Source organism: Brevundimonas guildfordensis, from assembly GCF_014836405.1.
Taxonomy (GTDB): Bacteria; Pseudomonadota; Alphaproteobacteria; order Caulobacterales; family Caulobacteraceae; genus Brevundimonas; species Brevundimonas guildfordensis.
This window is the reverse complement of the sequence record NZ_JACSQU010000001.1, coordinates 1,599,451-1,624,105: the sequence shown is the minus strand read 5'-3', so window position 1 is coordinate 1,624,105 and position 24,655 is coordinate 1,599,451. Positions and strand designations below refer to the sequence as shown.

Sequence of the window (24,655 nt, the reverse complement as noted above, 5' to 3'; positions counted from 1 at the left end):
GAGCCGACATGACGACCTTCTCCTTCGACGCCCAGGTCACCGCCGCCCTGTTCGACAAGACCGGCGCGATCTTCGCCCTGGGCGACGGCTCGGTGCGCTTCGAGAACGGCGCCCGCAGCGAGGTCCATGACGGCGCCGTCCTGTGCGCCTGCGTCCACCCCTCGGGCGAGGGGATCGTCACTGGCGGCGACGACGGCAAGCTGGTCTGGAGCCGCGAGGGCGAGGCCGTCCTGCTGGCCCAGACCAAGGGCCAATGGATCGACGCCGTGGCCGCCTCGGCCGAGTCGGGCCTGATCGCCTTCTCCTCGGGCCGGACGCTGAGCGTGCTGGACGTCAAGGACCCGCACTTCCGCCGCGAGTTCCAGCACGAGCGCACCGTGTCGGGCGTGGCCTTCGATCCCAAGGGCCGCCGCATCGCCGCCTCGACCTATGGCGGCGCCTGGCTGTGGTACGCCCGCATCGAGCAGCAGCAGCCGACCAAGCTGGCCTGGGCCGGGTCGCATCTGGCGGTCGGCTTCTCGACCGACGGCGCCTTTGTCGTCACCTCCATGCAGGACAACCAGCTGCACGGCTGGCGGCTGAAGGATCAGAAGAACATGCGGATGGGCGGCTATCCGTCCAAGATCAAGAGCTTCGCCTTCATGGCCAAGGGCCAATTGCTGGCCACCTCGGGCGCGCAGGGCGTGGTGCTGTGGCCCTTCGTCGGCGCCAACGGGCCGATGGGCCGCGAGGCGACCGAGATCGGCTATGACGAGACGACCCTGATCGCCCAGGTCGCCGCCGCCTCCGCCCACGGCCGTCTGGCGGCGGGGCTGGAGGACGGGCGCGTCTGGTGGGCCGATCCGGCCGGGCGCGGCCTTCAGTTCGTCAAACAGGACAAGGGCGCCCCCATCACCGCCCTGGCCATGAGTTCGGGCGCCGCCCGCATCGCCTGGGCCGACGAAGACGGTCACGCCGGCGTGGCTTCGCTCTGATCGGCCTTGCGCTGAAGCTTGGCTGAGGCAGGATGACGGCATGACCCGCGCGAAGCACCGGAAGCGTCGCCCGCTTCTGACCCTGCTTGTGATCCTGGCCCTGTTCCCGCTGGCCGGGGTGGCGGTGCATCGTTTTCTGCCGCCTCTCGTCACGATTTTGATGGTCAAGCAGGCGGCCGCCGGGCACGGGATGGATTATCGCTGGCGCTCGCTGGACAAGATCTCGCCGCGGCTGGTCGAGGCGGTGATCGCCGCCGAGGACGCCCGCTTCTGCCAGCACCACGGTTTCGACGTCGAGGCCATCCAGAAGGCGCTGGAGGCCAATGAGCGCGCCGAACAGAATGGCTCGGGCAAGGTGCGCGGCGGCTCCACCATCAGTCAGCAGACCGCCAAGAACGTCTTCCTGTGGCCCGGCCGCGACTGGGTCAGGAAGGGGCTCGAGGTCGGCTACACCGGCCTGATCGAGATCGGCTGGGGCAAGCGCCGGATCATGGAGATGTATCTGAACGTCGCCGAATGGGCGCCGGGCGTCTATGGCGCCGAGGCCGCCTCGCGCCACTGGTTCAACAAGAGCGCGGACAAGCTGACCGCCGCCGAGGCCGCGCGTCTGGCCGCCATCCTGCCCAGCCCGCGCCGCTACAAGGCGGCCAATTCCGGCCCCTATGTCCGCCGCCGCGCCGCCCGCATCCAGGCGGCCATGGGCACGGTGCGCCAGCAAGGCCTGGACGCCTGCGTCGACCGCCGCTGAGGTCTGTCGCGGCAACGCGCTGTTAACCGTGAACTTGGGGCCAAGCCTTAACCGACCGGCGCCATGCTGAAGCCGACTGCGGACCCTGCGTCCGCGCGCGGCACGGCGGGATTTCACGGTGAAACACGGTCTGAAACGAGCAGGACGGGGCCTGCGCCTCTTCGTCCGCCGCCTGGCGCGCCAGACCCAGGGCAACGTCGCCCTGATGTTCGCGGTCGCCTTGCCGATCCTGATGATGATCACCCTGGGCGCCGTCGACCTGCATCAGGCGTCCAAGGTCAAGGCCGAGCTTCAGGATGCGCTGGACGCCGCCGCCCTGGCCGCGGCCCGATCGATCTACAGCGACAACGCCAACATCAACCGGGTCGGCATGGCGGCGCTGAAGGCCAATATGCCGCGCTATTTCCAGACGGACTCTGACGACACCGCGACCTTCGTCCTGGCTGACAACCGCGTCACCGGCGAGGCGCGCGTCAATGTGAAGGTGCTGGTCGCCAACGTCTTCCTGCCGCCCTACGGCAAGCTGCTGGACGACTATCTGCCGGTCGGCAGCCGCTCGGAAGTCCTGCGCGCCTCCCGCAACGTCGAGGTGGCGATGGCGCTGGACATCACCGGGTCGATGGACAACTGCACGCGCAACTGCCCGCCGACGTCCAAGCTTCAGGACCTGCAGGCGGCGGCCAAGGATCTGATCGACATCGTGGTCCAGGATCAGCAGACGCCCTTCTACTCCAAGGTGGCGCTGGTGCCCTATGCGGCGGGGGTGAACGTCGGGTCGCTGGCGGCGCAGGCGCGCGGCCCGCTGGACAGCACGACCCGTTCCGTCACGGCCGCCTCCTGGGTGAGCGGCACGGTACGCACCATTTCGAGCATTTCCCGCAGTTCTACGGCCACCTTCACCTCCAGCGGCCACGGCTTCAGTAGCGGCGATCGGGTGGTGCTGTGGCATGTCGAGGACATCGCAGGCCTGAACGGCGTGCCCTATGAGGTCGTGAGGACTTCCAGCAGTCAGTTCCAGCTCAGGACGCTGTCATCGTCCGGCGCCGCGTCCAGCTATGTCGGGACGTCCTCCAGCACGTCGAAATCGGCCTATATCGCCAAGTGCGTGCGCAACGACTGCGGGCTGACGCTCACGGTCGGAAGTCACGGCCTGTCGGTGAACGACCATGTCCGCCTGACCAGCATGGGCGGCCTGGCCCAGTTGAACGAGGCGGGCTTCCGCGTGGCCAGCGTCAGCGGCTCGCAAATGGTTCTGGACACGTCGCGCAGTCTTGGCCTCGTCAGCACGGTCAAGGGCGGCGCTTCCTATTCCAGCGGCGGCCAGCTCTTGAACGGCCGCGACGGCGCCCAATGGCGCGTGTTCCCGACAGCAGACGGCTACGTCAACGTCCTCCCCTCCAGCACCTGCGTCAGCGAGCGCGTCGGGGCCGAGCGCTATACAGAGGCGCGGCCGTCCACCGCCTATGTCGGCCGCAGCTACCTGGACGCGGGCAACGCCTGCCCAAGCGCCGCGATCACCCCGCTGACGGCCAGCGCCAGCACCCTGAAGGCGAGGATCGACCAGTTGCGCAAAAGCGGCTCCACGGCGGGCCAGATCGGCATCGCCTGGGCCTGGTATATGCTGTCGCCCAACTTCGCCTCGCTGTTCGACGGGGCGGGACAACCCGGCGAATACGCGCCTTCGGATACGCTGAAGGTGGCCATTCTCATGACTGACGGTGAGTTCAACACCCCCTTCCGCGACGGCGTCATCGGTCTGGACGCGGGATCAGGCAGCGGCTCCCTGAGCAGCCACATCAACCTGAACTCGTCCAACGGCGACCCCTTCATTCAGTCGGTCGAGTTGTGCCGGGCCATGCAGGCCAGGGGTGTGGTCGTCTATACCGTCGGCTTCGACCTGGGCAGCGACACCGGCAAGCCGAACGTCGTCGACAGCGCCCTGGACGTGATGCGCCAGTGCGCCACCAGTGAGCGAACCCACTTCTTCGAAGCCAACAGCGGCGCCGATCTGAAGGAAGCCTTCCGCGCCATCGGCCGCGACATCACCCGCCTGCGCATCGCCCGCTAGGGGGCCTCGCAAGGCAGGGGGGGCCAACAAAAAGGGCCGGCGGATCGCTCCGCCGGCCCTTCGTCGTTTCGATGGTTCCGCCCGGTCAGATCAGGCGGATCTCCTTCAACCGCTCGGTCAGGAAGTCTTCGGCCAGGATGGTCTTGCCCGCATAGCGGTCCGGGTTTTCCGCCGTGACCGTCGAGGGCAGGGTTTCGATCGGGAAGTCCGGATTGAAGTGCAGGAAGAAGGGCGTCGAATAGCGGGCGAAGCCGCGACGCTCGGGGGCCGGATTGACCACGCGGTGCGTCGTCGACGGCAGGACGTGGTTGACCAGCCGCTGCAGCATGTCGCCGATGTTGACCACCAGGGCGCCCGGCGGCGGGGCGATGTCCAGCCACTCGCCGTCCGAGTCCTTCAGCTGCAGGCCCGCCTCTTCGGCGCCCAGCAGCAGGGTGATGACGTTGATGTCTTCATGGGCGCCCGCGCGCACGCCCTCGGCGTCGGCCGGGATCGGCGGATAGTGCAGCAGGCGCAGCACGCTGTTGCCCAGCTGGACCTTGTCCTCGAAATAGGCGTCATCCAGCTTCAGATAGCGGGCGATGGCCTTCAGGATGCGGCGACCCAGTTCGTCCAGACCTTCGTACAGGCCATAGACGTGCTGGCGGAAGCCTTCGATCTCGGTCGGCCAGACGTTGTCGCGCATGTATTGGCGATAGGGGTGGTCGTCCGGCAGTTCGCGGCCGGTGTGCCAGAACTCTTTCAGGTCGACCGCCTTGGCGCCCTTGGCCGCCTCGACGCCGAACGGGGTCAGGCCGCGCGCCCCGCCGGTGCCCGGCTGGTGATACTGGCGCTTCACCTCCTCAGGCAGGGCGAAGAAGGCCTTGGCGTCGTTCACCGCGGCGTCGATCAGGCCTTGGTCCAGGCCGTGGTCAGCGATGACCGCGAAGCCGTAGCGGGAAAACGAGGCGCCCAGGGCGTCGGAGAAGGCCTGGAAGTCGGCGTCATAGCCCTTCATCGACACCGGGACGATGGCGCGGGTCTTGGCCTGATCCTCGGCGGAGACGGCGGTGAGGGAAGAGGTCACTGTAAATCAGCCTCTGTGATGGTGAATATGGCCGCCCTCATACGCCCAATGGCGGCGAAAGGGCAGATGGCGAGGTTGGGCCTTTGGTCCCAGGTCAGTCCTGCGGGATCACCGCGCGAATGACGCGGGCCGAGGACGGCCGCCCGGCGATGCCCCGGCGCGGATCGACCACCACGCGCAGGTCGCCGCCGGAATAGGTCACCGACGAGCGCTGCCCTTCGACGATGGTGATGCTGCGCAGCCGGTCCAGGAAGGGGCGGGCGCTGGGCGAGCGGGCGATGCGGACCACCGCGTCGGTGGTGACGATCAGCGCCTCGATGCACAGGGCCTCGGATTCCTGGCCGTCCAGGTTGATCCGCACCAGCCGCCCCATGGCCTCGGAGACCAGTCCGCTGCGGCGCGCCATCAGGTTGAACATCTGCACCGGCCCCAGCGACGGCGGGGCCAGGCTGACCGGCGGCCCGGCCAGCGACACCGGCGAGCCGCCCGGCGTCCGCGTCGTATAGACGGTGATGCCGCCGCCCGCCGTGACGCGCAGCACCTGATCGCCGGCGTCGTTGCGGTAGATGGTGTCGCCGCGCGGCGCCGAGGACGGGCGCAGGGCCCAGGTCTCGGTCGAGCGCTCGAACCGCAGCAGGGTCAGCGACCCGGCCTGGTCCAGGACGAAGCCCTGGCCCGCCTCGGAGACATAGCGGCCTGGCGGCGGCGTGGTGCGGGTGACGGACTGATCGCGGATCGCCCGGCTGTGCTCCGCCTGGGCGTTGGAGCGGATCTGGGCTGCGGCCTCGGGAGCGGCGACGCCGCAGGCCAGAGCCAAGGCCAGGCCCGCCGTCGCGCTGGCGCGGCGCCAGGCGCGCAGGCCCGCAGGCCCCGCGGCGCGATGCGTCGCGAGGATCACGGCAGGCGGTTTCTCCGCCACGGCTTGGACCGCAGACCTCATGCCTTCAGAGGTGGTATGCCCGAACGGCGGATTTTGGGCGAACGCGGCTTAACCAACCAGGTACTGCCCGCCATTGAGCGACAGGGTGCACCCTGTGACATATCCGGCACGCTCGCCCGACAGCCAGGACACCATGTCGGCGATCTCTTCGCCCTTGCCCAGGCGGCCGACCGGAATCTGGGCCACGATGGCGTCCAGCACCTTCTGGTCCATGGCCCCGACCATTTCGGTGTCGATATAGCCCGGCGCGATGCAGTTGACGGTCACGCCCTTGCGGGCGTTTTCGAGCGCCAGCGCCTTGGTGAAGCCGATCATCCCGGCCTTGGCGGCGGAATAGTTGGTCTGGCCGATCTGGCCCTTCTGGCCGTTGATCGAGGAGATGTTGACGATGCGGCCGAAGCCCCGGTCGCGCATGCCGTTGATGACCTGGCGCGTCATGTTGAACACGCTGTCCATGTTGACCCGGATCACGTCGGACCACTGGTCGGCGCTCATCTTGTGGAAGAAGCCGTCGCGGGTGATGCCGGCGTTGTTGACCAGCACGTCGATCGGGCCCAGCTGCGCCTCGACCTCCTTGACCGCCCGTTCGCAGTCCTCGAACGAGCCGACGTTGCCCTTCACCACCATGACGCCCAGCTCGCGGGCGGTGGCCTCTGCGGCCTCGGTGTTGCCGGAATAGCCGGCCGCGACCTGCAGGCCGTCTTCCTTCAGTCGCTGAACGATCGCCTTGCCGATGCCCCGGGTGCCCCCGGTGACGAATGCGGTACGCGTCATGACGTCTCCCTGATCCTGTGCGGCGGCCATCGCGGGCGCGACGCCGTCCGCCTCCCTTGGACGCCAGCCTTAGCGCGGCGCGCGTCGAACGAGAAGACGGGGCTAAGCCGTCGCGGCCAAGCGGCCCATGTCGATGACGAAGCGATAGCGCACGTCCGACCGCTCCATCCGTTCATAAGCCTGGTTGATCTGGTCGGGGGCGATCACTTCAATATCGCACACGATCCCGTGTTCCGCGCAGAAGTCGAGCATCTCCTGCGTCTCGCGGATCCCGCCGATCAGCGAGCCGGCGATGCGTCGGCGCCGCCACAGCAGGGGTCTGGCGAAGACCGGCAGTCCCTCCGTCGACAGCCCCAGCATGACCATGGTCCCGTCGCGCGCCAGCAGATTGACGTGGCTGGCGATCTCGTGCGTGGCCGAGACGGTGTTGATGATCAGGTCGAACTGTTCGGCCGCCGCTTTCATTGCGTCCGCGTCCGAGTTGATCAGGAAGTGGCGGGCGCCCATCCGCTCGGCGTCGGCCTTCTTGCGATCCGAGGTCGACAGCACCGTCACCTCGGCGCCCAGGGCGGCGGCCAGCTTGACCGCCATATGGCCCAGGCCCCCCAGGCCGATCACCGCCACCTTGGACCCCGGCCCCACGCCCCAGGTCTTCAGCGGCGACCAGATGGTCACGCCCGCGCAGAGCAGCGGCGCCGCCGCATCCAGCGGCAGGCTGTCGGGAATGCGCAGCACGAAGGCCTGATCGACCGTGATGCGATCCGAATAGCCGCCCTGGGTGATGGTCTGGCCGACCTCGGCGCCCTTGGGATCGGACGAACCGTAGGTCTGGGTCATGCCCGGCTCGCAATACTGCTCCAGCCCCTCGCGGCAGGCCGAGCAGGTGCGGCAGCTGTCGACCATGCAGCCGACGCCGACGCGGTCGCCGGCCTTGAAGCGCGTGACGTTGGCGCCAACCGCCGTCACCACCCCGGCGATCTCATGACCCGGCACGATGGGATAGCGCGTCCCGCCCAGCTCGTTCTTGGCCACATGCAGGTCCGAGTGGCAGACGCCGCAGTATCTGATCTCGATCGCCACGTCGTCCGGCCCCGGATCGCGCCGCTCGAGGCTATAGGGGCTCAGCGGCTGGTCGGCTGCGGTTGCGGCGAAAGCGCGTGTGGCGATGGGCATGGCGGTCAGTCCTTCAACTTGGCGATCAGCGCCTGGGCCGCCGCCGGGTTCCGCACCTTGGCCCCCGAGATGAAGTAGGCGAAGACGTCGCCGCGCCCGGCCCAGCCGCGCGCCTGTTTCGCCACGGCGTCCAGTTCGCCCGAGGTCATGCCTGTCGGCTCGTCCTCACGGCTGGACATCAGCCGGGCGTAGGTAAAGTCCGCTGTCGCCTCGTCGATCTGCGGCCAGGTCGGCTCCTCGTCGTCGACCGCATAGACGATGGCCGCGCCGTATTTGCGGGCCAGATCATAGAACTGTTCGGTGGCGAAGGTCGGATTGCGCACTTCCAGCGCGTGGCGCAGCCGTACGCCGTCCTTCTCCGGCGGCAGCAGCTTCAGGAAGCCTTCGAAGTCCTCGGGATCGAACTTCTTGGTTCCCATGAACTGCCAGTTGATCGGCCCCAGCTTGTCGCCCAGGACGGTCAGCCCCTGCGATAGAAAGCGCTCAAAGCTCTCGGCGCCGTCCGAGAGCACCTTTCGATTGGTGCAATAGCGGCTGGCCTTGACCGAGAAGACGAAGCCGTCGGGCGTCTCGTCGCGCCACTTCATCCAGCTGTCGGGCTTGAAGGTCGAATAATAGGTGCCGTTGATCTCGATCGAGGTCAGCGCCCGGCTGGCGAACTCCAGCTCTCGCTTCTGCACCAGCCCCTCGGGATAGAAGACCCCCCGCCACGGCTCGAACGTCCAGCCGCCGACTCCGATATGGATGGATCCCGCCATGATCTAGCCTCCTGATGCAGGCCGCTTGATCGCAGAAATCACCGGCGGCCGCTACGGGAGGGCGGCTGTCAGCGGCGCGAAGCGGACCTAAACGTCGAACGACTTCAGGATAGGGCAGGGGCCTTCGTCCCTACCGCGACATTCCACGGCCAGCCGCCTGAGCGCATCTCGAGCCTGCTCCATCTCGGCGATGCGGGCGTCCAGCGCCGTCACTCGCGCCTCGGCCAGTGCGCGGACGCGGCTGCGGTCTTCGCTGGCGTCCAGTTCAAGAAGCTCCGCGATCTCGCCCAGGGTGAAGCCGGCGGTCTGGGCCCTGCGAATAAACAGGAGCCGTCGCAGGTCGTCGGCGCCGTAGTGGCGGAAGCCTCCGGTCCTGTCGGGCGTCCTGAGCAGTCCCTTGCGCTGATAGAAGCGCACGGTCTCCACGCCGACGCCGCCGGCCTCGGCCAGCTTGCCGATCGTCAGCGGACGAGGCTGTTGACTCTGTACCATGGTACGGCACCTATATTCCCGCCGACCTGTTCCGACGGAGCGAAAGAGAGATCGGCAATGACCCAGTCATCGAACGCGGCGAAGACTGCGGTTCTGTACCGCATGGCGACGGCGCAGCACACCTGCCCCTACGGGCTCAAGGCGAAAGACCTGCTGCGGCGGTCAGGTTACAGGGTCGACGACCGTCTCCTGAAAACGCGCGAGGAAACGGACGCCTTCAAGGCTGAGCACGACGTCATGACCACGCCGCAGACCTTCATCGACGGTCAGCGCGTAGGCGGCTACGACGACCTGCGCCGGTTCCTCGGCAAGCCCGTCGCCGATCCCGACGCGACCAGCTATTGGCCGGTGATTGTCCTGTTCAGCCTCACCGCCCTGATGGCGATGGGCGCCAGCCATGCGGTGTTGGGCAGCCCTTTCACCCTGCGCGCCGCCGAGTGGTTCATCGGCTTTTCGATGGTCGTGCTCGCCCTGCTGAAGCTGCAGAACGTCGAGACCTTCTCGACCATGTTCCTGAACTATGACCTGCTGGCGAAACGGTGGGTCCCCTACGGCTATATCTATCCCTTCGCCGAGGCGCTCGCCGGCGTGTTGATGGTGGCGGGCGTTCTCACCTGGCTGTCGGTTCCCATCGCGCTCTTCATCGGCGGGATAGGCGCCGTGTCCGTCTTCAAGGCCGTCTACATCGACAAGCGCGAGCTGAAGTGCGCCTGCGTCGGCGGCGCCAGCAAGGTGCCGTTGGGCTTCGTGTCTCTGCTGGAAAATCTGATGATGATCGCCATGGCCGTCTGGATGGCGGCGGCGGCGCTCGGCTGGGCTCCCGCCGCGCACCAGGGGCCGTCCTCGGCGATGGCTGCCCACCCTGTCGCCGTCGCCAGCGGCGCGCCCTCGACCGAAGCCTATCAGGCGGCCCATCACGCGATGATGGCGGGCATGGACCAGCCCTACACCGGCGACGCCGACGTGGACTTCATGCGCGGCATGATTCCGCACCACGAAGGCGCCGTCGCCATGGCGGAGGTCGCGCTGGAGCACGGCCGCGATCCCGAGGTGCGCCAGCTGGCCGAGGAGGTGGTCACCGCCCAAGAGCGAGAAATCGCCCAGATGCGAGCCTGGCTGGCGAAGCATAGCGCCTCGGCGCACCACTAAGGCGCAGCGCGCCGGCTCAGCCCGACACGCAGTCCTGCGCTCCGCCGAAGACCACTGCGCGCGGGTTGGGCGGGCGCAGGCGGGCCAGCACGTCGCGGCGGCTGGGCGGTCGCCCCCAGCGGGTGAAGCCCAGGCCGTACCGACGCAGCGTCGCCTCATGCGGCAACCACAGCGAATGGCGCGACAGCCAGGCCGCGCGCGGCGTCGTCTCGCCGGGGATGGTCACCTGTGTCTGAATGTCCGACAGCCCGATCTGGGCGGCGGCGCACTCCAGAATGCCGGGGTCGGCGCCCCGCGCGGCGTAAAGGGCCCGCAGCCGCCGGGCGCCTAAAGCGATTTCGTCAGGCACGGCCTCGTTCAGCTTTTGATAGTTGGCCTCGATCACCGGCGAGGAGTGGTGGAAGCTGACGAAGCCCGCCCGCTCTATCGTCCGCGTCGCTCCGGCGGCGAAGATGGCGTTGGCGCAGGCGGACGTGCACTGGCCCCGCACCGTCACCGGCAGGCGCCGCGCCAGGATGACCTCGGCCGCATCCAGCGCCGCATTCTCATCGCCGCCGCCGCTGTCGATCACCAGACCCTCGACGCTCTCGTCCGACAGCGCCTGGGCCAGTGCGGCGCCAGAGGCCGGGTTCAAGGCCCCGCGAAACACGATGGTCGATCCTTCGCGCGACAACAGCCACTGGGGCCGCGCAGGCGCGGCTGACATCTCCGTCGTGGCGGGCGATGCGGGCGAGGCCGCCGCCTGGGGGGCGATCACGGCGATCATGGCGGAGGTCACGGCGGCGATGAACGACACAGGCCCTCCGGAGCCTTCTTGCGAGGCCGCCACCATGCGCCCGCCGAGGCGTCCGTGTCCAAGCCAAAGATGAGGGCCCGGCGCCGCGACCGCCGTGGTCAAGAGGTTGGCCTCCCCGACAACTCGTGCATAGTGATGATCGACAAACGGAGGTCGGTCATGTTGTTGGCGGTTCTGTTCTACGGCGTTACGGCGTTTGGCGGTCAGACGGGGGCCCAGCCCGCGCCGCCATCCAACCATCAGGTCATCCGCCCCAGCGCCGACCGGGCGGACACCACCATGTTGCGCTTTCAGGACATGGATAATCGCCGCATGATCGACGACATGCGCCGCGAGCGCGTCCAACGGAACTATGAGGCCGCCGTGATCAATCAGCGCCGGCTGCTGGCCGACGAACTGGACAAGCTGATCGCCGCCAATGAATGCGGCCAGGCGACCGAACTGGCCCAGCGCGCCGGCTATCGCGACATCCGCGAAGGCGTCGCCAGCGCCTGTCAGGCCCGGGCTGCGCTCCGGTCCTGAGCTGCCTCGCCCATTTCGCGGCCGAGCGTGGCGGTTCGCCGCGCGCGGGGCTATAGCGCCAGCCTGACCGGAGTGCTGCGCGCGTGTTCGACCTGACGCCTGAAATCATCGCCCTGTTGGGCGTCGCGTCGGTGATCGCCGGCTTCATCGACGCCATCGCCGGGGGCGGCGGGCTGATCTCCCTGCCGGCCCTGCTGTCGGTGGGGTTGAACCCGGTCGCCGCCATCGCCACCAACAAGGTGCAGGGCAGCGTCGGCACGGCCAGCGCCCTGTGGAACTTCTGGCGCAAGGGCCGGGTGGATTTCCGCCTGATCCGCTGGCCGCTGGCGCTGGTCGCGGTCGGGTCGGGACTGGGCGCCTTCGCCGTGACCCTGGTGGACACGCGCTGGCTGATGATCCTTCTGCCGGTGCTGCTGATCGGCATCGCGCTCTATTTCCTGCTCGGCCCCAAGGCGGCGGACGAGGACGCCCACGCCCGGCTGACGCCCCTGGCCTACGCCTTCGTGGCGGGCGGGATCGGCTTTTACGACGGCTTCTTCGGGCCGGGGACGGGATCCTTCTTTGCGCTGAGCCTCGTCATGCTGCTGGGCATGGGGCTGACGCGGGCGACGGCGCACACCAAGGCGCTGAACCTGATGAGCAATGTCGTCGGCATCGTCGTTCTGGCGGTCGGCGGCCACATCGTCTGGGTGCTGGCCGGGATCATGGCGGTGGGCCAGTTCATCGGCGGGCGCCTGGGCTCGCACGCCGCCATGCGCTTCGGGCCGCGCCTGATCCGGCCTCTGCTGGTGGTCATCTCCCTGGCGATGACGGCGCGCCTGCTGTCCGATCCGGCCAATCCTCTGCGGGCGCTCATCACGGGCTGGCTTTTCTAGGCGGATTCTGGTGGGGTCCGCCCCGGACGACAAGGCGGGAGGGCCGATGTTCAAGGTGTTCGACGAGCGGCAGCTGGCGCACGCGCCGGCGCTGGAGATGCACAACGGCGGCTGGACTGCGTACAATGAGACGCCATCGCGCGCCGAGCTGCTGCGCGAGCGCCTGGGGCCTTTGGCGCCGGCCCGCGACTTCGGCAAGGAGCCGCTGGCCCGCGTGCATACGGCGGAATACCTCGGCTTCCTCGAACAGGCCTACGCCCGCTGGCTGGCGGCGGGGCGCGAGGGCGACGCCGTCGGCTACACCTGGCCGGTGGTGCGGCGCCGCCCGCTGAACCTGGATCGCATCGACGCCCAGCTGGGCCGCTTCTCCTACGACGCCGGCACGCCGATCACCGCCCAGACCTGGGACGCGGCCTATTGGGCGGCGCAGACGGCCCTGACGGCGCTGCAGCCGCTGCTGGACGGAACCGAGCGCGCGACCTTCGCCCTGTGTCGCCCGCCGGGCCACCACGCGGGGGCCGACTACATGGGCGGCTACTGCTATCTGAACAACGCCGCCATCGCCGCCCGCGCGGCGCGCGACGCCGGGCTTGAGCGGGTCGCCGTCCTCGACGTCGACTACCACCACGGCAACGGCACCCAGGACATCTTCTGGGAGGACGGTTCGGTCTTCTTCGCCTCGATCCATGGCGACCCGAACACCGAATACCCCTTCTACTGGGGTCACGCCGACGAGCGCGGCGAGGGGGCGGGCGAGGGCGCGACGCTGAACCTGCCGCTGCCGCGCGGCACCACGGCGGCGCCCTATCTGGCGGCGCTGGATCAGGCCCTGGCGGCGATCGACGCCTTCGATCCGGGCCTGCTGGTCATCTCCTTCGGCGCCGACACCTGGGAGCAGGACCCCATCTCCCACTTCAAGCTGACCACCGAGGACTATCCGGTCCTGGCGCAGCGCATCGCCGCCCTGGGGCGGCCGACGCTGATCGTCATGGAAGGCGGCTACGCCGTCGGCGCGCTCGGCGACAACGTGGCCGGCTTCCTGTCAGGCTTCGATCAGTAGGCGAAGTCGCGATAGACCCGGCTGATGTCGCCCGCCCATTCGCCGTTGTAGAGCTCCAGCAGGCGATCGGCCGAGGTCACGCCGCTGTCGGCGATGTCTTCCAGCTCGGTGATGTAGCCGCGCTCGTCCACCATGCCGCCTGAGAAGCGGGCGCGGTTCTTCAGGCCCTGTTTGGCGATGTTGACCATGTCGACGGCGATGTCGCGCACGCTGCGGCCGCCCACTTCCGCCTTCAGGCCCAGCCGCGTCACGTCGCGGCGCAGGCGCTCATGGTCGGCGATGTCCCAGTCCTTGCACAGGTCCCAGGCCGCCGCCAGCGACGGCGCGTCGTACAGGATCCCGGCCCACAGGGCGGGCAGGGCGCAGATGCGGCTCCACGGCCCGCCGTCGGCGCCGCGCATCTCCAGATACTGTTTCAGCCGCACTTCCGGGAACAGGGTGGTCAGGTGGTCGGCCCAGTCCTGAACCGTGGCCCGATCGCCGGGCAAGGCGTCCAGCTTGCCGTCGATGAAGGCGCGGAACGACTGGCCCGACAGGTCGACATAGGTCTGGCCGCGCTTGGCGAAATACATCGGCGCGTCCAGCGCATAGTCGGCATAGCGCTCATAGCCGAAGCCGTCCTCGAACACGAAGCCCAGCATCCCGGTGCGGTCCGGGTCCGTGTCGGTCCAGACGTTGGCGCGCGCCGAGACGAAGCCGTTCGGCTTGCCCTCGGTGAAGGGGCTGTTGGCGAACAGGGCGGTGGCGATGGGCTGCAGCGCCAGCGAGGTGCGGAACTTCATGACCATGTCGGCTTCGCTGTCGAAGTCGAGGTTGGCCTGAATGGTGCAGGTGCGCAGCATCATATCCAGGCCCAGCTTGCCCTTCTTGGGCATATAGGCGCGCATGACGTCATAGCGGCCCTTGGGCATGACGGGGATGTCCTCGCGCCGCCACAGGGGGTCGAAGCCCAGCCCCAGGAAGCCCAGGTTCAGCTGGTCCGCGACCTGCTTGACCTCCATCAGGTGCTGGCCGGTCTCGTTGCAGATGTCGTGAATGTCCTTCAGCGGGGCGCCCGACAGTTCGAACTGACCGCCCGGCTCCAGGCTGATCGAGGCGCTGAAGCCCTCGGCGTTCTTGCGCTCCAGGGCGATGACGTGATCGCCCTCCAGCACCGGCGTCCAGCCGAAGCGGGTCAGCCCGTCCAGCATGGCCTTGATGCCGCCGGGGCCTTCATAGGCCGGGCGACGCAGCGTCGACTTGTCGAAGCCGAACTTCTCGTGCTCCGCGCCGATGCGCCATTGGTCCTTGGGCTTCTCGCCCTTCGACATGGCGTGGATCAGCTGGTCTCTGGAAAGGGGCGCCGTGTCGGACATCTGTAACCTCTGCTGTCGCGGCTAGATGGGCCAGCCAGCGGCCGGGCTCAAGGGGGCGGCGGAAACTTCTAACGATCCCAGTCGCCGACCGCCGCCTGCCACAGCGTCATGGCGGCGATGGCGGCGGTGTCGGCCCGCAGGATGCGCGGCCCCAGGGAGACGGCGGTGGTGAAGGGCAGGGAGCGCAGCCGCTCGCCTTCTTCCGGCGAGAACCCGCCCTCCGGCCCGATCAATATGGCCCACCGACCTTCTCCCTCCCCGTCCCGGGGAGGGTGGTCGAGCCCTTCAAGGCGCGACCGGGTGGGGAGGGCCTGGCGATCCAGCACGCCCCCCGTGGCCCCTCCCCACAAGGGGGAGGGAGAAAACGGCGTCAAGGCGGTGATCGCGGGCGCGCCGCCCGTCTCGTCGCAGAACATCAGCCGCCGTCCGTCCTCCCAGCCGTCCAGCAGGGCGTCCAGCTTGACCGGATCATCCACCACCGGCACGTCCAGACGACCCGTCTGCTCGGCGGCCTCCTCGGCGATGGCGTCCAGCCGGTCCAGCCGCAGCCGGTCGGCGTTGGTGCGATGGGTCAGCGCCAGCCGCACCCGCTTGGCGCCCAGTTCGGCGGCCTTCTCGACAATGGTCTCGACGCGGGCCTTCTTCACCACGGCGACGATCAGCTCCAGATCGGGACCATAGGTCTGGGGCCGCATCTGCTCCTCGGCGCGCAGGATGACGCCCTTCTTCAGCACCTCGGCGACGCTGACGCGCCACTCGCCGTCGCGGCCGTTAAAGACCAGCAGCTCGTCGCCCGCCTTCAACCGCATCACCTGCGTCAGATAGCGCGACTGGTCGAGCGTGGGCGCCACGGCGGCGCCGGGGGCGAGGTCGCCCTGAACGTAAAGACGGATCATGGCGCCTGCATATCGCGCTTTCACGGCGACGACCAACCTCGGCGATCGACTGAGCTTGGCGGGAACGCCGGGTGTTCGGCCCGCGTTCGTCTGTCATGTTCACAACCTTGGCCGTTGCGGCGCGCGATCGAAAACGTCTGGCCGAGATTTCCGGCGTCGCCGCCCGCTTTGGCCTTGAGGCCGTGCTGCTGCGCCTCGGCCTCGGTGGCGGCGAGGCCGAGCCGGGCGGGCCGGAGCCCCTGTCCCGCCGCACCCGTCAGGCGCTGGAGGCGCTGGGCCCCACCTTCGTCAAGCTGGGCCAGATCCTGTCCACCCGCTCGGACCTGCTGCCCGCCGACTGGATCGCCGAGTTCGAACAGCTTCAGAGCGCCGGCCCCACCCTCGACTTCGAAACGCTACGGCCCGAGGTGGAGGCCGCCCTGGGCGGGCCGCCGGAGCAGGTCTTCGCCCGCTTCGACGCGGCGCCGCTGGCCGCCGCCTCCATCGCCCAGGTGCACCGCGCCGCGCTGCACGACGGGACCGAGGTGGTGGTCAAGATCCGCCGCCCCGGCGTGCGCCCGCGCGTCGAGGCCGACCTGCGCCTGATCGCCGAACTGGCCCGCCGCGCCGAACAGTCCAGCGCCGAGATCGCCCGCTATCGCCCGCGCGCCCTGATCGCCCAGCTGACCGAGGCCATGCTGGACGAGCTGGACTTCACCGCCGAGGGCCGCAACGTCGACCGCTTCGCCGCCGACTTCGCCAAAAACCGCGACGTGGTCATCCCCGCCGTCTATTGGCAGCACACGACCGACCGCGTGCTGGTGCAGGACTATCTCGACGGCGTGGCGCCCATAGACGCCGCACGGCTGAGGGCGGCGGGCGTCGATCCGCACCGGCTTGCCCGCGTCGGCGCCGAGGCGGTGCTGGACATGGTGCTGGTCAATGGCCGTTTTCACGCCGACCCGCACCCCGGCAACCTGCGCGGCCTGCCGGGCGACCGGGTGGGCCTGCTGGACTTCGGCATGGTCGGGACCGTCACCCCGCGCCGCCGCGCCGAGCTGATCAGCTTCGTCCAGTCGCTGGCCGCCGGCGACGGCGCGCGCATGGCCGAGGTTCTGGCCGACTGGACCGAAGGGACGGACGTCTCGCGCTCCAGCCTGACCGCCGGGGCCGAGCGGCTGATCGCCCGCCACGGTCAGGGCGTGGTCGACCTGCCCGCCATCGTCGCCGATCTGATGGGGCTGATGCGTCAGGAACGGGTGGCCGCCCCGCCCGATCTGGTGCTGATCCTCAAGGCGCTGGTGACGATCGAGGGGGTGCTGTCGCGCGTCGACCCCGATTTCGATCTGGTCCAGACGATGAAGGGCGCCTGGAGCCGCGCCCTCTTCTCCAGCCGCAGCCCGGAAGACCTGCGCAACCGTCTGATCGGCGCCCTTCTGGACCTGTCGGCGGCCAGCGACGACCTGCCCCGCCTGATCCGCGCCGCCTCGCGCCGCCTCACGGCCGAGCCCGCCGCGACGGCGACTGCGGACAAGGAAACCGCCCGGTCGATCCTCTCGGCCGGGCGGTGGATCGCCGCTTCGATTGTGCTCTCCGGCGCCCTGATCGCGGGGGCCTTGCTGCTACGCTGATTACAGCGTCCGCGCGATCAGCAGCTTCATGATCTCGTTGGTCCCGCCGTAGATGCGCTGGACGCGGGCGTCCTTGTACAGCTGGGCGATCGGATATTCGGTCATATAGCCGTAGCCGCCGAAGAGCTGCAGCATCTCGTCGATGGTCTCGCCCTGAATGTCGGTGACCCAGTATTTGGCCATCGAGGCGGTGGCGGCGTCCAGCTGGCCCTTCAGGTGCAGAGCAATGCAGTGGTCGACGAAGACCTTGGCTACGGTCAGCTTGGTCTTGATCTCGGCCAGTTTGAACTGGGTGTTCTGGAAGTCGATGACCCGCTTGCCGAAGGCCTTGCGCTCCTTGACGTAGGCCAGTGTCGCTTCCAGCCCGCGCTCGGCGGCGGCCACGCCCTGAACAGCGATGTTCAGACGCTCCTGCGGCAGCTGCTGCATCAGCTGGACGAAGCCCTGGCCCTCGGTGTCGCCGATGACGTTCTCCAGCGGCACCTTCACATCGTTGAAGAACAGCTCGGAGGTGTCGTTCGCCTCCATGCCGATCTTGTGCAGATTCCGGCCGCGCTCGAAGCCTTCGGCCCCGTCGGTTTCGAGGCAGATCAGGCTGGTGCCCTTGGCGCCTTCGGCCGGGTCGGTCTTGGCGACGACGATGATGAAATTGGCCAGCTGGCCGTTGGTGATGAAGGTCTTGGAGCCGTTCAGGACGTAGTGGTCGCCCTGTTTGACGGCGGTGGTCTTCACCCCTTGCAGGTCGGAGCCCGCGCCCGGCTCGGTCATCGCGATGGCGCCGACCAGTTCGCCCGACTGCAGACGCGGCAGCCAGCGCGCCTTCTGCTCGGCCGTGCCGTAGTGCCAGATGTAGGGCATGACGATGGCGTTATGCAGCGAAATGCCGAAGTGGTCCGCGCCCTTCCAGCCCAGCTGGCGCATCAGCACGACTTCGTGCCGGTAATCGCCGCCGAAGCCGCCGTCCTCTTCCGGCAGCGACAGGCCCAGCAGGCCCGCATCGCCCGCCGCGTTCCACAGTTCGCGCGGCACCGAGGAGGCGGCGATCCACTGCTGGAACTTCTCCTGCGGCGCGTGCTCGTCGATCCATTTGGCGACGGAGTCGGAGAAGAGGACGATCTCTTCTTCCTGCATGAAGTCGGGTTCGGGGCTGCCAAGGACGTTCATGAGTGTTTCCTGCTAACGCGGGCGGTCTGCGCCGCCCTTCTGCAATAGAGAAAAGGCCTCTCCCGCCGTGGCGAGAGAGGCCCGAAAGATCAGAAGCGGATCAGAACGCCTCGGCGGGCATCTGCATCAGCACCTCGGCGCCGGACTTCAGCTTCTTCAGGTGCGCTCCGGCGTCGGGCAGGATGCGCTCGACGAAGTAGCGGCCGGTCATCAGCTTGTTGGCGTAGTAGGGATCGGCGTCCCCGGCGGCGATCCGGCCTTGCGCCGCCTTGGCCATCTGCGCCCACAGGAAGGCGTAGGCCGTCAGGCCGAAGATGTGCAGATAGTCGGTCGAGGCCGCGGCGGCGTTGTCCGGGTTCGCCATGCCGTTCTGCATCAGCCACATGGTGGCCTCCTGCAGCTTCTTCTTGGCGTCGGCCAGGCCCTCGACGAAGGGCTTGATCGCCTCGTCATCGCCGTTCTCGCTGACGAAGGCGTCGATGTCGGCGAACCAGCTCATGATGGCGCGGCCGCCGTTGGCCGGCAGCTTGCGGCCGACCAGATCCAGCGCCTGAATGCCGTTGGTGCCTTCATAGATCATGGTGATCCGCGCATCGCGCAGATACTGCGACGCCGGGAAGTGTTCGGTGTAGCCCGAACCGCCGTGGACCTGCATCGCCAGCGAGGCGACGTGGAAGCCCTTGTCGGTCAGATAGGCCTTCAGCACGGGCGTGATCAGGCCCATGTAGTCCTTGGCCTTGGTGGCGACGGCTTCGTCGGCCGCCTTCTGCAGATCGGCCTGCAGCGCGGTCCACAGGATGAAGGCGCGGCCGCCTTCGACGAAGGCCTTGGCCTCCAGCAGCATGCGGCGCACGTCCGGGTGGACCATGATCGGGTCGGCCGGGCCGTCCGGGTTCTTCGGTCCGGTCAGGCTGCGGCCCTGCAGGCGGTCGTTGGCGAACTCGACGGCGGCCTGATAGGCGGCGTCGCCGATGGCCAGACCCTGCAGGCCGGTGCCCAGACGGGCCTCGTTCATGACCACGAACATGTTGTTCATGCCGCGGCCTTCTTCGCCGATCAGCCAGCCCTTGGCGTTCTCATAGGCCATGACGCAGGTGGCGTTGCCGTGGATGCCCATCTTGTGCTCGAGGCCCGCGCAGGACACGCCGTTGCGCTCGCCCAGCGAGCCGTCCTCGTTGACCAGGAACTTGGGCACCACGAACAGGCTCAGGCCCTTGATGCCCGGAACCGCGCCTTCGACGCGGGCCAGCACCGTGTGGATGATGTTGTCGGCGAAGTCATGCTCGCCCGCCGAGATCCAGATCTTCTGGCCGGTGATCGAATAGGAGCCGTCGCCGTTCGGCACGGCCTTGGTGCGGACCATGCCCAGGTCGGTGCCGCACTGCGGCTCGGTCAGGTTCATGGTGCCGGTCCATTCGCCCGACGCCATCTTCGGCAGATACTTCTGCTTGATCTCGTCCGAGGCGCTGGCCTCGATGCCGTGGAAGGCGCCGCTGGTCAGGCCCGGGTACATGGAGAAGGCGGCGCTGGCGGCGGCGGTGAACTGGCCCACCGCGCTCGACACGACCGAGGGCATGCCCTGGCCGCCGAACTCGGTGCTGAAGCCCAGCGAGGGCCAGCCGGCCTCGACCATCTGATGATAGGCTTCCTTCCAGCCCTTGGGCGTGGTCACCACGTCGCCGTCGATGTGACAGCCTTCCAGATCGCCGGGACGGTTGATCGGGGCGATGACCTCTTCGGCGAACTTGCCGCCTTCCTCGATGATCTGGTCGATCAGGTCGCGCGACAGATCGGCGTCGGGCAGCTGGTTGCCGTAGTTCTCGACCTGCAGCACGTCGTGCAGGACGAAGGACAGGTCGCGTACAGGCGCTTTATAGGCCATGGGATCACGCTCTCGCTTTGAAGGTCTGGAAGTGGTCGTCGGGGTCGTTGAGCCGTTCGCTCAGCAGGCTGGCGTAGGCCTCGGCGCCCGGCAGGAGGTCGGGGCGGTGTTCGCCCAGGGTCTTTTCCATCCAGGCGCAGGCGGCCTCGGCCGTTTCGATGGCGCCTTCGATGTCTTCCAACTGCTGCTTCAGCGCCTCGATGCGGGCGCGATGGCGCGGCAGGGCGATGGCCATCTGATGGACGTTGTGATCTTTCTGATCGTACAGATCCAGCATCTCCTGGATCTCGACCAGGGTGAAGCCGATGCGCCGACCGCGCATGATCAGCTTCAGCCGGGCGCGGTCGCGCGGGCCGTACACCCGCGTCTGCCCCTTGCGCGACGGCGTCAGCAGGCCCTTGTCCTCATAGAAGCGAAGGGCGCGCGCGGTCGCGCCGAACTCACGGCATAGCTGCCGGATGGAATAGGTGCGATGTTCGTCTGCGATCGGCATGACGCCTTGATAACTTGACGCGGACGTAAAGGGAAGCTTTCGGCGCGTCCGGCTACGAAGTTGTGAACGGCGCAAGGAAAAGGCCGCGACCGGGGGACGGGCGCGGCCTCGGGATTCGCAGGCCCTCAGGGGGAGGGGAGAAGCGAGCCTGCGAATTTGGGACGGCCAGGCTCAGCGGCGACGCAGCCACAGCACCGGCGCCGTGATGGCGATCAGGAAGATGTTGGTCAGGCTCAGGCCCAGGTCCAGGCCGACCGCGTGCACGCCCAGAGCGATGACCTGGAGGATCAGCAGGCCCGCCGTCGCCGTCAGCAGAAGCGGACGGCCGAACCGCCACGAGATCAGGGGCGCCAGGACCATGATCGCCAGCACGATCTCGGCGAGGCCCAGGCCGCGCACGAAGGTCGCGCTGACCAGGGCAGGCCACTGCATCAGCACGATCAGGTTCTCCATGGACTCCGACAGCTTGGCGTAGCCGGCGGCGAGGAAGAACATGGCGATCCAGCCCTGGAAGGTCCAAAGCGTGATGTTCAGGTAGTCGGCGCGGGCGCGCGCCTGATGGGGAGTCAAGGTGGTCGTCGTCATGGCCGTAACCGTTTAATTCGCAACAGTCACAACATCAGTTGCTGTGTACTGACTTGCAAGCGGCTGAAACAATCTGTGATCACGGTGATGGCGGGTCGTGGCGACAGCGAGGCTGAAATCACAATTCCCCGTAATCCAGCCGGGATCATCAGCCTCTAAGCCGCGCCCTGCTTAGAGTCAACGCCCGATGACATCAATTGATGACTTAGAGGCTCCAGGCCGACTTCGCGGTCTCCAACCGGGCCAGTTTGGCCTTCAGAGGGGCCCAGTCGTCGCCGGCGTCGATGGCGCTCCACAGAGCCTCGACCTCGTCGATCAGCATCTCCTCGGGCTCGGGCGCGGCGAACATCGGATGCTCCAGCCGCTCGGGCCGGTCCGGCTCATGCTCCATCAGGGCGAAGCGGAAGGCGTCGAAGGCTTCGCCCTGATAGGTCTTGCCGCGCACCCCGCCCAGCGCCCGCGCCGCCGAGCTGAAGCCGCCGAACCAGTCGAAGAAGATCGGCTCCCAGCGCAGCGCCTCCTTCTTCTCGCGCGCGAGGGCCAGGGTCGCGTCCAGCAGCCGCTGGTCCGCCGCCTCGCCGAGACTCTGCACCCCCAGCCGGTTCAGGAAGGCCGCCCGCAGATGGCGGATATAGGCCGGGCCGAAGGCGTTCAGCGCCGCCGCCAAGGGCTCGGGCTCGGCGATCAGCTTCAGGCATCCCGCCAGCTGGGTCAGGTTCCAGAACACCGCCTCGGGCTGGCGCGCGAAGGCGTAAAGGCCGTCCTGGTCGAAATAGGCGGCGGTGAAGCCCGGCTCATAGTGCGGCAGGAAGCGCCACGGGCCGTAGTCGAAGCTCTCGCCCGTGACGTTCAGATTGTCGGTGTTCAGCACCCCGTGGACGAAGCCCGCCGCGATCCATTTCGCCGTCAGCGCCGCCGAAGCCTCGACCACCGCCGCCAGGAAGCCCGCCGCATCGCCCGGCGCGACCGCCGGATGATACAGGGCGCGCGCGTGCTCCATCAGCGCCTCGATCTGGTCCTTGCGCCCGTAATAGGCGGCGCGCTGGAAGGTCCCGAAGCGGATATGGCTGTGCGACAGCCGCACCATGACGGCCGAGCGCGTCGGCGACGGCTCGTCGTGGCGCTCCAGATCCTCGCCCGTCTCGACCAGCGACAGGATGCGGCAGGTCGGAACGCCCAGGCTTTCCAGCATGGCCGCCGCCAGCGCCTCGCGCATCCCCCCCTTCAGCGTCAGCCGCCCGTCCGCATGGCGCGACCACGGCGTCTGGCCCGAGCCTTTGGTGCCCAGGTCGAGAAGGCGGGATTGTTTTGTGTCCCTATCGCTTCCCTCGCGGAGGGAAGCTGCTTGAGGGCGTTTGGAGTCCTTGTCGGCTTGAGGAACCTCCCGCATCTGCGCCGCCAGGAAGCCGCGCCCGTCGCCGATCTCGGGGTTGTAAACGCGGAACTGGTGGCCGTGATAGCGCATGGCCACGGGGCCGGGCTGGCCGGGCAGGGGCTCGAAGCGGCCGAAATGGGCGATCCATTCGGCGTCGTTCAGCGTCTCCAGCCCCACCGTCGCCGCCGCCCGGTCGTTGCGCAGGCGCAAGATCGTCTGCGGGAAGTCGGCCGGCTTCACGGCGTCGCCGTATTCGGCGCCCAGTTGGAAAAAGCGGGGTTCGGGGCGATAGGCGGAGGAGACGGGCATGGGCCGCAGATGCCCCTTCGCCGCCCATTTCGCAACTGCGAGGCCGATCCGGCGCAGCGGGGTTGAACCTTGCGGCCCGATCCGTATTTTCACAGGCAGACATCAGGCCTCGCGCGACATCGTCCCGAGGCCAGGCCGGCGCCGCCTTCGGGCGCGAATCCGGTCCGGCGTCCGTCGATAACCTGACGCCACGACAGACCTCTCATTGTTTCGGAGACCTTCGTGGCCAGAAAATTCACGCTCGCCTTTCTCAAGACCGAGGCCGGATCCGGCGCCGTCCTGGGCCTCGCCGCCCTGGCGGCGCTGATCGTCGCCAACTCGCCCTGGTCGGCCGACTACTTCGCCTGGCTCAAGAGCGTCCACGCCGTCCAACTCGGCCCGCTGCGGCTGGAGGAGACGGTGTCCGACTGGATCAAGGAGGGCCTGATGGCGGTCTTCTTCCTGATCGTCGGGCTGGAGATCAAATACGAGGTCCTCAAGGGCGAGCTCAGCAATCCCAAGAAGCTGGCCCTGCCCATTCTGGCGGCTCTGGGGGGCATGGCGGTTCCGGGTCTGGTCTATCTCGCCGTCGCCGGGGCGCTGGGCGGCCCCACGCAGGGATGGCCCATCCCCCTGGCCACCGACATCGCCTTCGCGCTTGCGGTCTTCGCCGTGGCGGGGCGCAGCCTGCCGGCGTCGCTCAGGGTCTTCCTGCTGACTCTGGCCATTGTCGACGACCTGGGCGCCATCGCCCTGATCGCCATCCTGTTCAGTCAGGGCGTCCAGTGGGCGCCGCTGTTGGCGGCGCTGGGCGTCATCGCCATCTTCGCCGTGCTGGGCCGTCGCCGGATGGCCGCCGCCTTCTGGGTGCTCGGCTTCGCCGCTGTCTGGTATCTGACGGTGCTGTCGGGCCTGTCGACGTCCCTGACGGCCGTGGCCTTCGCCCTGATCGTGCCGGTCGAACCGCGCCGCGAGACGTCGCAGAGCCCGCTCAAGGACGCCATGCACGACCTGCACCCCTATGTGGCCTATCTGGTCCTGCCGCTGTTCGCCTTCGCCAAGGCGGGGGTCTCCTTCGCCGGCCTGTCGCTGGAGCAGGCCTTCGCCCCCCTTGTCGTCGCCATCGCGCTGGGCCTGTTCCTCGGCAAGCAGGCGGGCGTCTTCGGCGTGGCCTGGCTGGCGGTGAAGCTGGGCCTGGGCGACAAGCCGTCGGGCGCGGGCTGGATTCAGCTTTACGGCGTCAGCCTGCTGTGCGGCATCGGCTTCACCATGAGCCTGTTCATCGGCGTGCTGGCCTTCCCCGGCGCCGTGGACTCGGTGGAGCAGGTCGAGGTCAAGCTAGGCGTCATCGGCGGCTCGGTCCTGTCGGCCCTGGCGGGCGTCGCGATTCTCACTGTGGCCGAGGCTCGCCGCAAACAAAGACGCCATTTGAAATCAGTCGCTTCGGCTGACTGATCGCCGATAACATTGACCTAACGTCAGTATATTTGTCGCTTTATCGCCACAGGTAAGGCGAGCCTGAGTGAAATTGTCGTTCTCCAAGGGGCGTCTGCTTGTCGGTGACTCGGCCATGGACTACCCCTTTGGATGAGAACTCGCGCCGTTCAATGAG

The 24,655-nt window shown here is 68.1% G+C and carries 23 protein-coding genes; 9 read left to right on the top strand and 14 right to left on the bottom strand.

The features are described 5' to 3' along the window. Positions 1-8 precede the first annotated feature (8 nt). The 3 genes from H9656_RS07875 (at position 9) to H9656_RS07865 (ending at position 3,790) form a co-directional block, all read left to right on the top strand. Positions 9-974, top strand: coding sequence for a WD40 repeat domain-containing protein (locus H9656_RS07875; protein ID WP_191743597.1), 966 nt, complete (start codon positions 9-11; stop codon positions 972-974). A gap of 40 nt (positions 975-1,014) precedes the next feature. Beyond that, positions 1,015-1,722, top strand: a complete 708-nt coding sequence (mtgA, locus tag H9656_RS07870; protein ID WP_191743596.1) for a monofunctional biosynthetic peptidoglycan transglycosylase — start codon at positions 1,015-1,017, stop codon at positions 1,720-1,722. A 118-nt stretch (positions 1,723-1,840) separates the two neighbouring features. Continuing rightward, the gene (locus H9656_RS07865) at positions 1,841-3,790 is read left to right on the top strand and encodes a TadE/TadG family type IV pilus assembly protein (RefSeq protein ID WP_191743595.1); all 1,950 of its coding nucleotides are present in this window, start codon (positions 1,841-1,843) and stop codon (positions 3,788-3,790) included. 85 nt (positions 3,791-3,875) lie between these two features. Here the strand turns inward: H9656_RS07865 and H9656_RS07860 are convergent, their stop codons facing one another. The 6 genes from H9656_RS07860 to H9656_RS07835 all read right to left on the bottom strand — a co-directional run bounded on the left by H9656_RS07860 (position 3,876) and on the right by H9656_RS07835 (position 8,993). Beyond that, entirely contained in the window at positions 3,876-4,787 is a 912-nt protein-coding gene (locus H9656_RS07860; RefSeq protein WP_191743791.1) for an isopenicillin N synthase family dioxygenase, read from the bottom strand. A 163-nt stretch (positions 4,788-4,950) separates the two neighbouring features. After that, positions 4,951-5,754, bottom strand: coding sequence for a DUF4908 domain-containing protein (locus H9656_RS07855; RefSeq protein WP_318240609.1), 804 nt, complete (start codon positions 5,752-5,754; stop codon positions 4,951-4,953). A 90-nt stretch (positions 5,755-5,844) separates the two neighbouring features. Continuing rightward, positions 5,845-6,570 (bottom strand): acetoacetyl-CoA reductase, encoded by a 726-nt coding sequence (phbB, locus tag H9656_RS07850; protein WP_191743593.1) that lies wholly within the window; start codon positions 6,568-6,570, stop codon positions 5,845-5,847. A gap of 102 nt (positions 6,571-6,672) precedes the next feature. Then, the gene (locus H9656_RS07845; protein ID WP_225212270.1) at positions 6,673-7,743 is read right to left on the bottom strand and encodes an NAD(P)-dependent alcohol dehydrogenase; all 1,071 of its coding nucleotides are present in this window, start codon (positions 7,741-7,743) and stop codon (positions 6,673-6,675) included. Positions 7,744-7,748: 5 nt separating this feature from the next. After that, entirely contained in the window at positions 7,749-8,501 is a 753-nt protein-coding gene (locus H9656_RS07840) for a DUF72 domain-containing protein (protein ID WP_191743592.1), read from the bottom strand. An 87-nt stretch (positions 8,502-8,588) separates the two neighbouring features. Continuing rightward, on the bottom strand, positions 8,589-8,993 hold the full coding sequence (locus H9656_RS07835) for a MerR family transcriptional regulator (protein ID WP_191743591.1): 405 nt from the start codon (positions 8,991-8,993) through the stop codon (positions 8,589-8,591). Between the two features lie 57 nt (positions 8,994-9,050). On the opposite strand from H9656_RS07835, the gene copM reads away from it, so the two are divergent. Further along, positions 9,051-10,142 carry a CopM family metallochaperone gene (copM, locus tag H9656_RS07830; RefSeq protein WP_191743590.1) on the top strand — a complete coding sequence of 364 codons (1,092 nt, stop codon included), beginning with the start codon at positions 9,051-9,053 and terminating at the stop codon, positions 10,140-10,142. Between the two features lie 16 nt (positions 10,143-10,158). Here the strand turns inward: copM and H9656_RS07825 are convergent, their stop codons facing one another. Beyond that, complete coding sequence (locus H9656_RS07825) at positions 10,159-10,938, bottom strand: Clp protease/crotonase-like domain-containing protein (RefSeq protein ID WP_191743589.1); 780 nt, start codon at positions 10,936-10,938, stop codon at positions 10,159-10,161. Positions 10,939-11,097: 159 nt separating this feature from the next. Here H9656_RS07825 and H9656_RS07820 point away from each other — a divergent pair, with 159 nt between their 5' ends. The 3 genes from H9656_RS07820 to H9656_RS07810 all read left to right on the top strand — a co-directional run bounded on the left by H9656_RS07820 (position 11,098) and on the right by H9656_RS07810 (position 13,395). After that, complete coding sequence (locus H9656_RS07820; RefSeq protein WP_191743588.1) at positions 11,098-11,460, top strand: hypothetical protein; 363 nt, start codon at positions 11,098-11,100, stop codon at positions 11,458-11,460. An 83-nt stretch (positions 11,461-11,543) separates the two neighbouring features. After that, positions 11,544-12,335: a TSUP family transporter gene (locus H9656_RS07815; RefSeq protein ID WP_191743587.1), complete on the top strand. Its 792-nt coding sequence runs from the start codon at positions 11,544-11,546 to the stop codon at positions 12,333-12,335. A gap of 10 nt (positions 12,336-12,345) precedes the next feature. Next, positions 12,346-13,395, top strand: coding sequence for a histone deacetylase family protein (locus H9656_RS07810; protein WP_318240608.1), 1,050 nt, complete (start codon positions 12,346-12,348; stop codon positions 13,393-13,395). Here H9656_RS07810 and H9656_RS07805 read toward each other — a convergent pair. Continuing rightward, on the bottom strand, positions 13,389-14,750 hold the full coding sequence (locus tag H9656_RS07805) for a glutamate--cysteine ligase (RefSeq protein ID WP_191743586.1): 1,362 nt from the start codon (positions 14,748-14,750) through the stop codon (positions 13,389-13,391). The genes H9656_RS07810 and H9656_RS07805 overlap by 7 nt on opposite strands. 68 nt (positions 14,751-14,818) lie before the next feature. After that, entirely contained in the window at positions 14,819-15,646 is an 828-nt protein-coding gene (locus H9656_RS07800) for a 16S rRNA (uracil(1498)-N(3))-methyltransferase (RefSeq protein WP_191743585.1), read from the bottom strand. Between the two features lie 95 nt (positions 15,647-15,741). On the opposite strand from H9656_RS07800, the gene H9656_RS07795 reads away from it, so the two are divergent. Then, positions 15,742-17,256, top strand: a complete 1,515-nt coding sequence (locus tag H9656_RS07795) for an ABC1 kinase family protein (protein ID WP_191743584.1) — start codon at positions 15,742-15,744, stop codon at positions 17,254-17,256. Here H9656_RS07795 and H9656_RS07790 read toward each other — a convergent pair whose 3' ends face one another. The 5 genes from H9656_RS07790 to H9656_RS07770 all read right to left on the bottom strand — a co-directional run bounded on the left by H9656_RS07790 (position 17,257) and on the right by H9656_RS07770 (position 23,064). Further along, positions 17,257-18,420 (bottom strand): acyl-CoA dehydrogenase family protein, encoded by a 1,164-nt coding sequence (locus H9656_RS07790; RefSeq protein ID WP_191743583.1) that lies wholly within the window; start codon positions 18,418-18,420, stop codon positions 17,257-17,259. 100 nt (positions 18,421-18,520) lie between these two features. Then, complete coding sequence (locus tag H9656_RS07785; protein ID WP_191743582.1) at positions 18,521-20,302, bottom strand: acyl-CoA dehydrogenase C-terminal domain-containing protein; 1,782 nt, start codon at positions 20,300-20,302, stop codon at positions 18,521-18,523. Positions 20,303-20,306: 4 nt separating this feature from the next. Further along, positions 20,307-20,795, bottom strand: a complete 489-nt coding sequence (locus H9656_RS07780; protein ID WP_191743581.1) for a MerR family transcriptional regulator — start codon at positions 20,793-20,795, stop codon at positions 20,307-20,309. A gap of 171 nt (positions 20,796-20,966) precedes the next feature. Continuing rightward, positions 20,967-21,380, bottom strand: a complete 414-nt coding sequence (locus H9656_RS07775; RefSeq protein WP_191743580.1) for a DoxX family protein — start codon at positions 21,378-21,380, stop codon at positions 20,967-20,969. Between the two features lie 205 nt (positions 21,381-21,585). Then, positions 21,586-23,064, bottom strand: coding sequence for a protein adenylyltransferase SelO family protein (locus tag H9656_RS07770; protein WP_191743579.1), 1,479 nt, complete (start codon positions 23,062-23,064; stop codon positions 21,586-21,588). 222 nt (positions 23,065-23,286) lie between these two features. Here H9656_RS07770 and nhaA point away from each other — a divergent pair, with 222 nt between their 5' ends. After that, complete coding sequence (nhaA, locus tag H9656_RS07765) at positions 23,287-24,498, top strand: Na+/H+ antiporter NhaA (protein ID WP_191743578.1); 1,212 nt, start codon at positions 23,287-23,289, stop codon at positions 24,496-24,498. Positions 24,499-24,655: the final 157 nt, after the last annotated feature.

What these genes read in the sequence shown, in the direction of transcription:
- H9656_RS07875 (WP_191743597.1), top strand. Translation starts at nt 9, where the DNA reads ATGACGACCTTCTCCTTCGACGCCCAGGTCACCGCCGCCCTGTTCGAC.
- mtgA (WP_191743596.1), top strand. Translation starts at nt 1,015, where the DNA reads ATGACCCGCGCGAAGCACCGGAAGCGTCGCCCGCTTCTGACCCTGCTT.
- H9656_RS07860 (WP_191743791.1), bottom strand. Translation starts at nt 4,787, where the DNA reads ATGAAGGGCTATGACGCCGACTTCCAGGCCTTCTCCGACGCCCTGGGC.
- phbB (WP_191743593.1), bottom strand. Translation starts at nt 6,570, where the DNA reads ATGACGCGTACCGCATTCGTCACCGGGGGCACCCGGGGCATCGGCAAG.
- H9656_RS07845 (WP_225212270.1), bottom strand. Translation starts at nt 7,743, where the DNA reads ATGCCCATCGCCACACGCGCTTTCGCCGCAACCGCAGCCGACCAGCCG.
- H9656_RS07840 (WP_191743592.1), bottom strand. Translation starts at nt 8,501, where the DNA reads ATGGCGGGATCCATCCATATCGGAGTCGGCGGCTGGACGTTCGAGCCG.
- H9656_RS07835 (WP_191743591.1), bottom strand. Translation starts at nt 8,993, where the DNA reads ATGGTACAGAGTCAACAGCCTCGTCCGCTGACGATCGGCAAGCTGGCC.
- copM (WP_191743590.1), top strand. Translation starts at nt 9,051, where the DNA reads ATGACCCAGTCATCGAACGCGGCGAAGACTGCGGTTCTGTACCGCATG.
- H9656_RS07820 (WP_191743588.1), top strand. Translation starts at nt 11,098, where the DNA reads ATGTTGTTGGCGGTTCTGTTCTACGGCGTTACGGCGTTTGGCGGTCAG.
- H9656_RS07805 (WP_191743586.1), bottom strand. Translation starts at nt 14,750, where the DNA reads ATGTCCGACACGGCGCCCCTTTCCAGAGACCAGCTGATCCACGCCATG.
- H9656_RS07800 (WP_191743585.1), bottom strand. Translation starts at nt 15,646, where the DNA reads ATGATCCGTCTTTACGTTCAGGGCGACCTCGCCCCCGGCGCCGCCGTG.
- H9656_RS07795 (WP_191743584.1), top strand. Translation starts at nt 15,742, where the DNA reads ATGTTCACAACCTTGGCCGTTGCGGCGCGCGATCGAAAACGTCTGGCC.
- H9656_RS07790 (WP_191743583.1), bottom strand. Translation starts at nt 18,420, where the DNA reads ATGAACGTCCTTGGCAGCCCCGAACCCGACTTCATGCAGGAAGAAGAG.
- H9656_RS07785 (WP_191743582.1), bottom strand. Translation starts at nt 20,302, where the DNA reads ATGGCCTATAAAGCGCCTGTACGCGACCTGTCCTTCGTCCTGCACGAC.
- H9656_RS07780 (WP_191743581.1), bottom strand. Translation starts at nt 20,795, where the DNA reads ATGCCGATCGCAGACGAACATCGCACCTATTCCATCCGGCAGCTATGC.
- H9656_RS07775 (WP_191743580.1), bottom strand. Translation starts at nt 21,380, where the DNA reads ATGACGACGACCACCTTGACTCCCCATCAGGCGCGCGCCCGCGCCGAC.
- H9656_RS07770 (WP_191743579.1), bottom strand. Translation starts at nt 23,064, where the DNA reads ATGCCCGTCTCCTCCGCCTATCGCCCCGAACCCCGCTTTTTCCAACTG.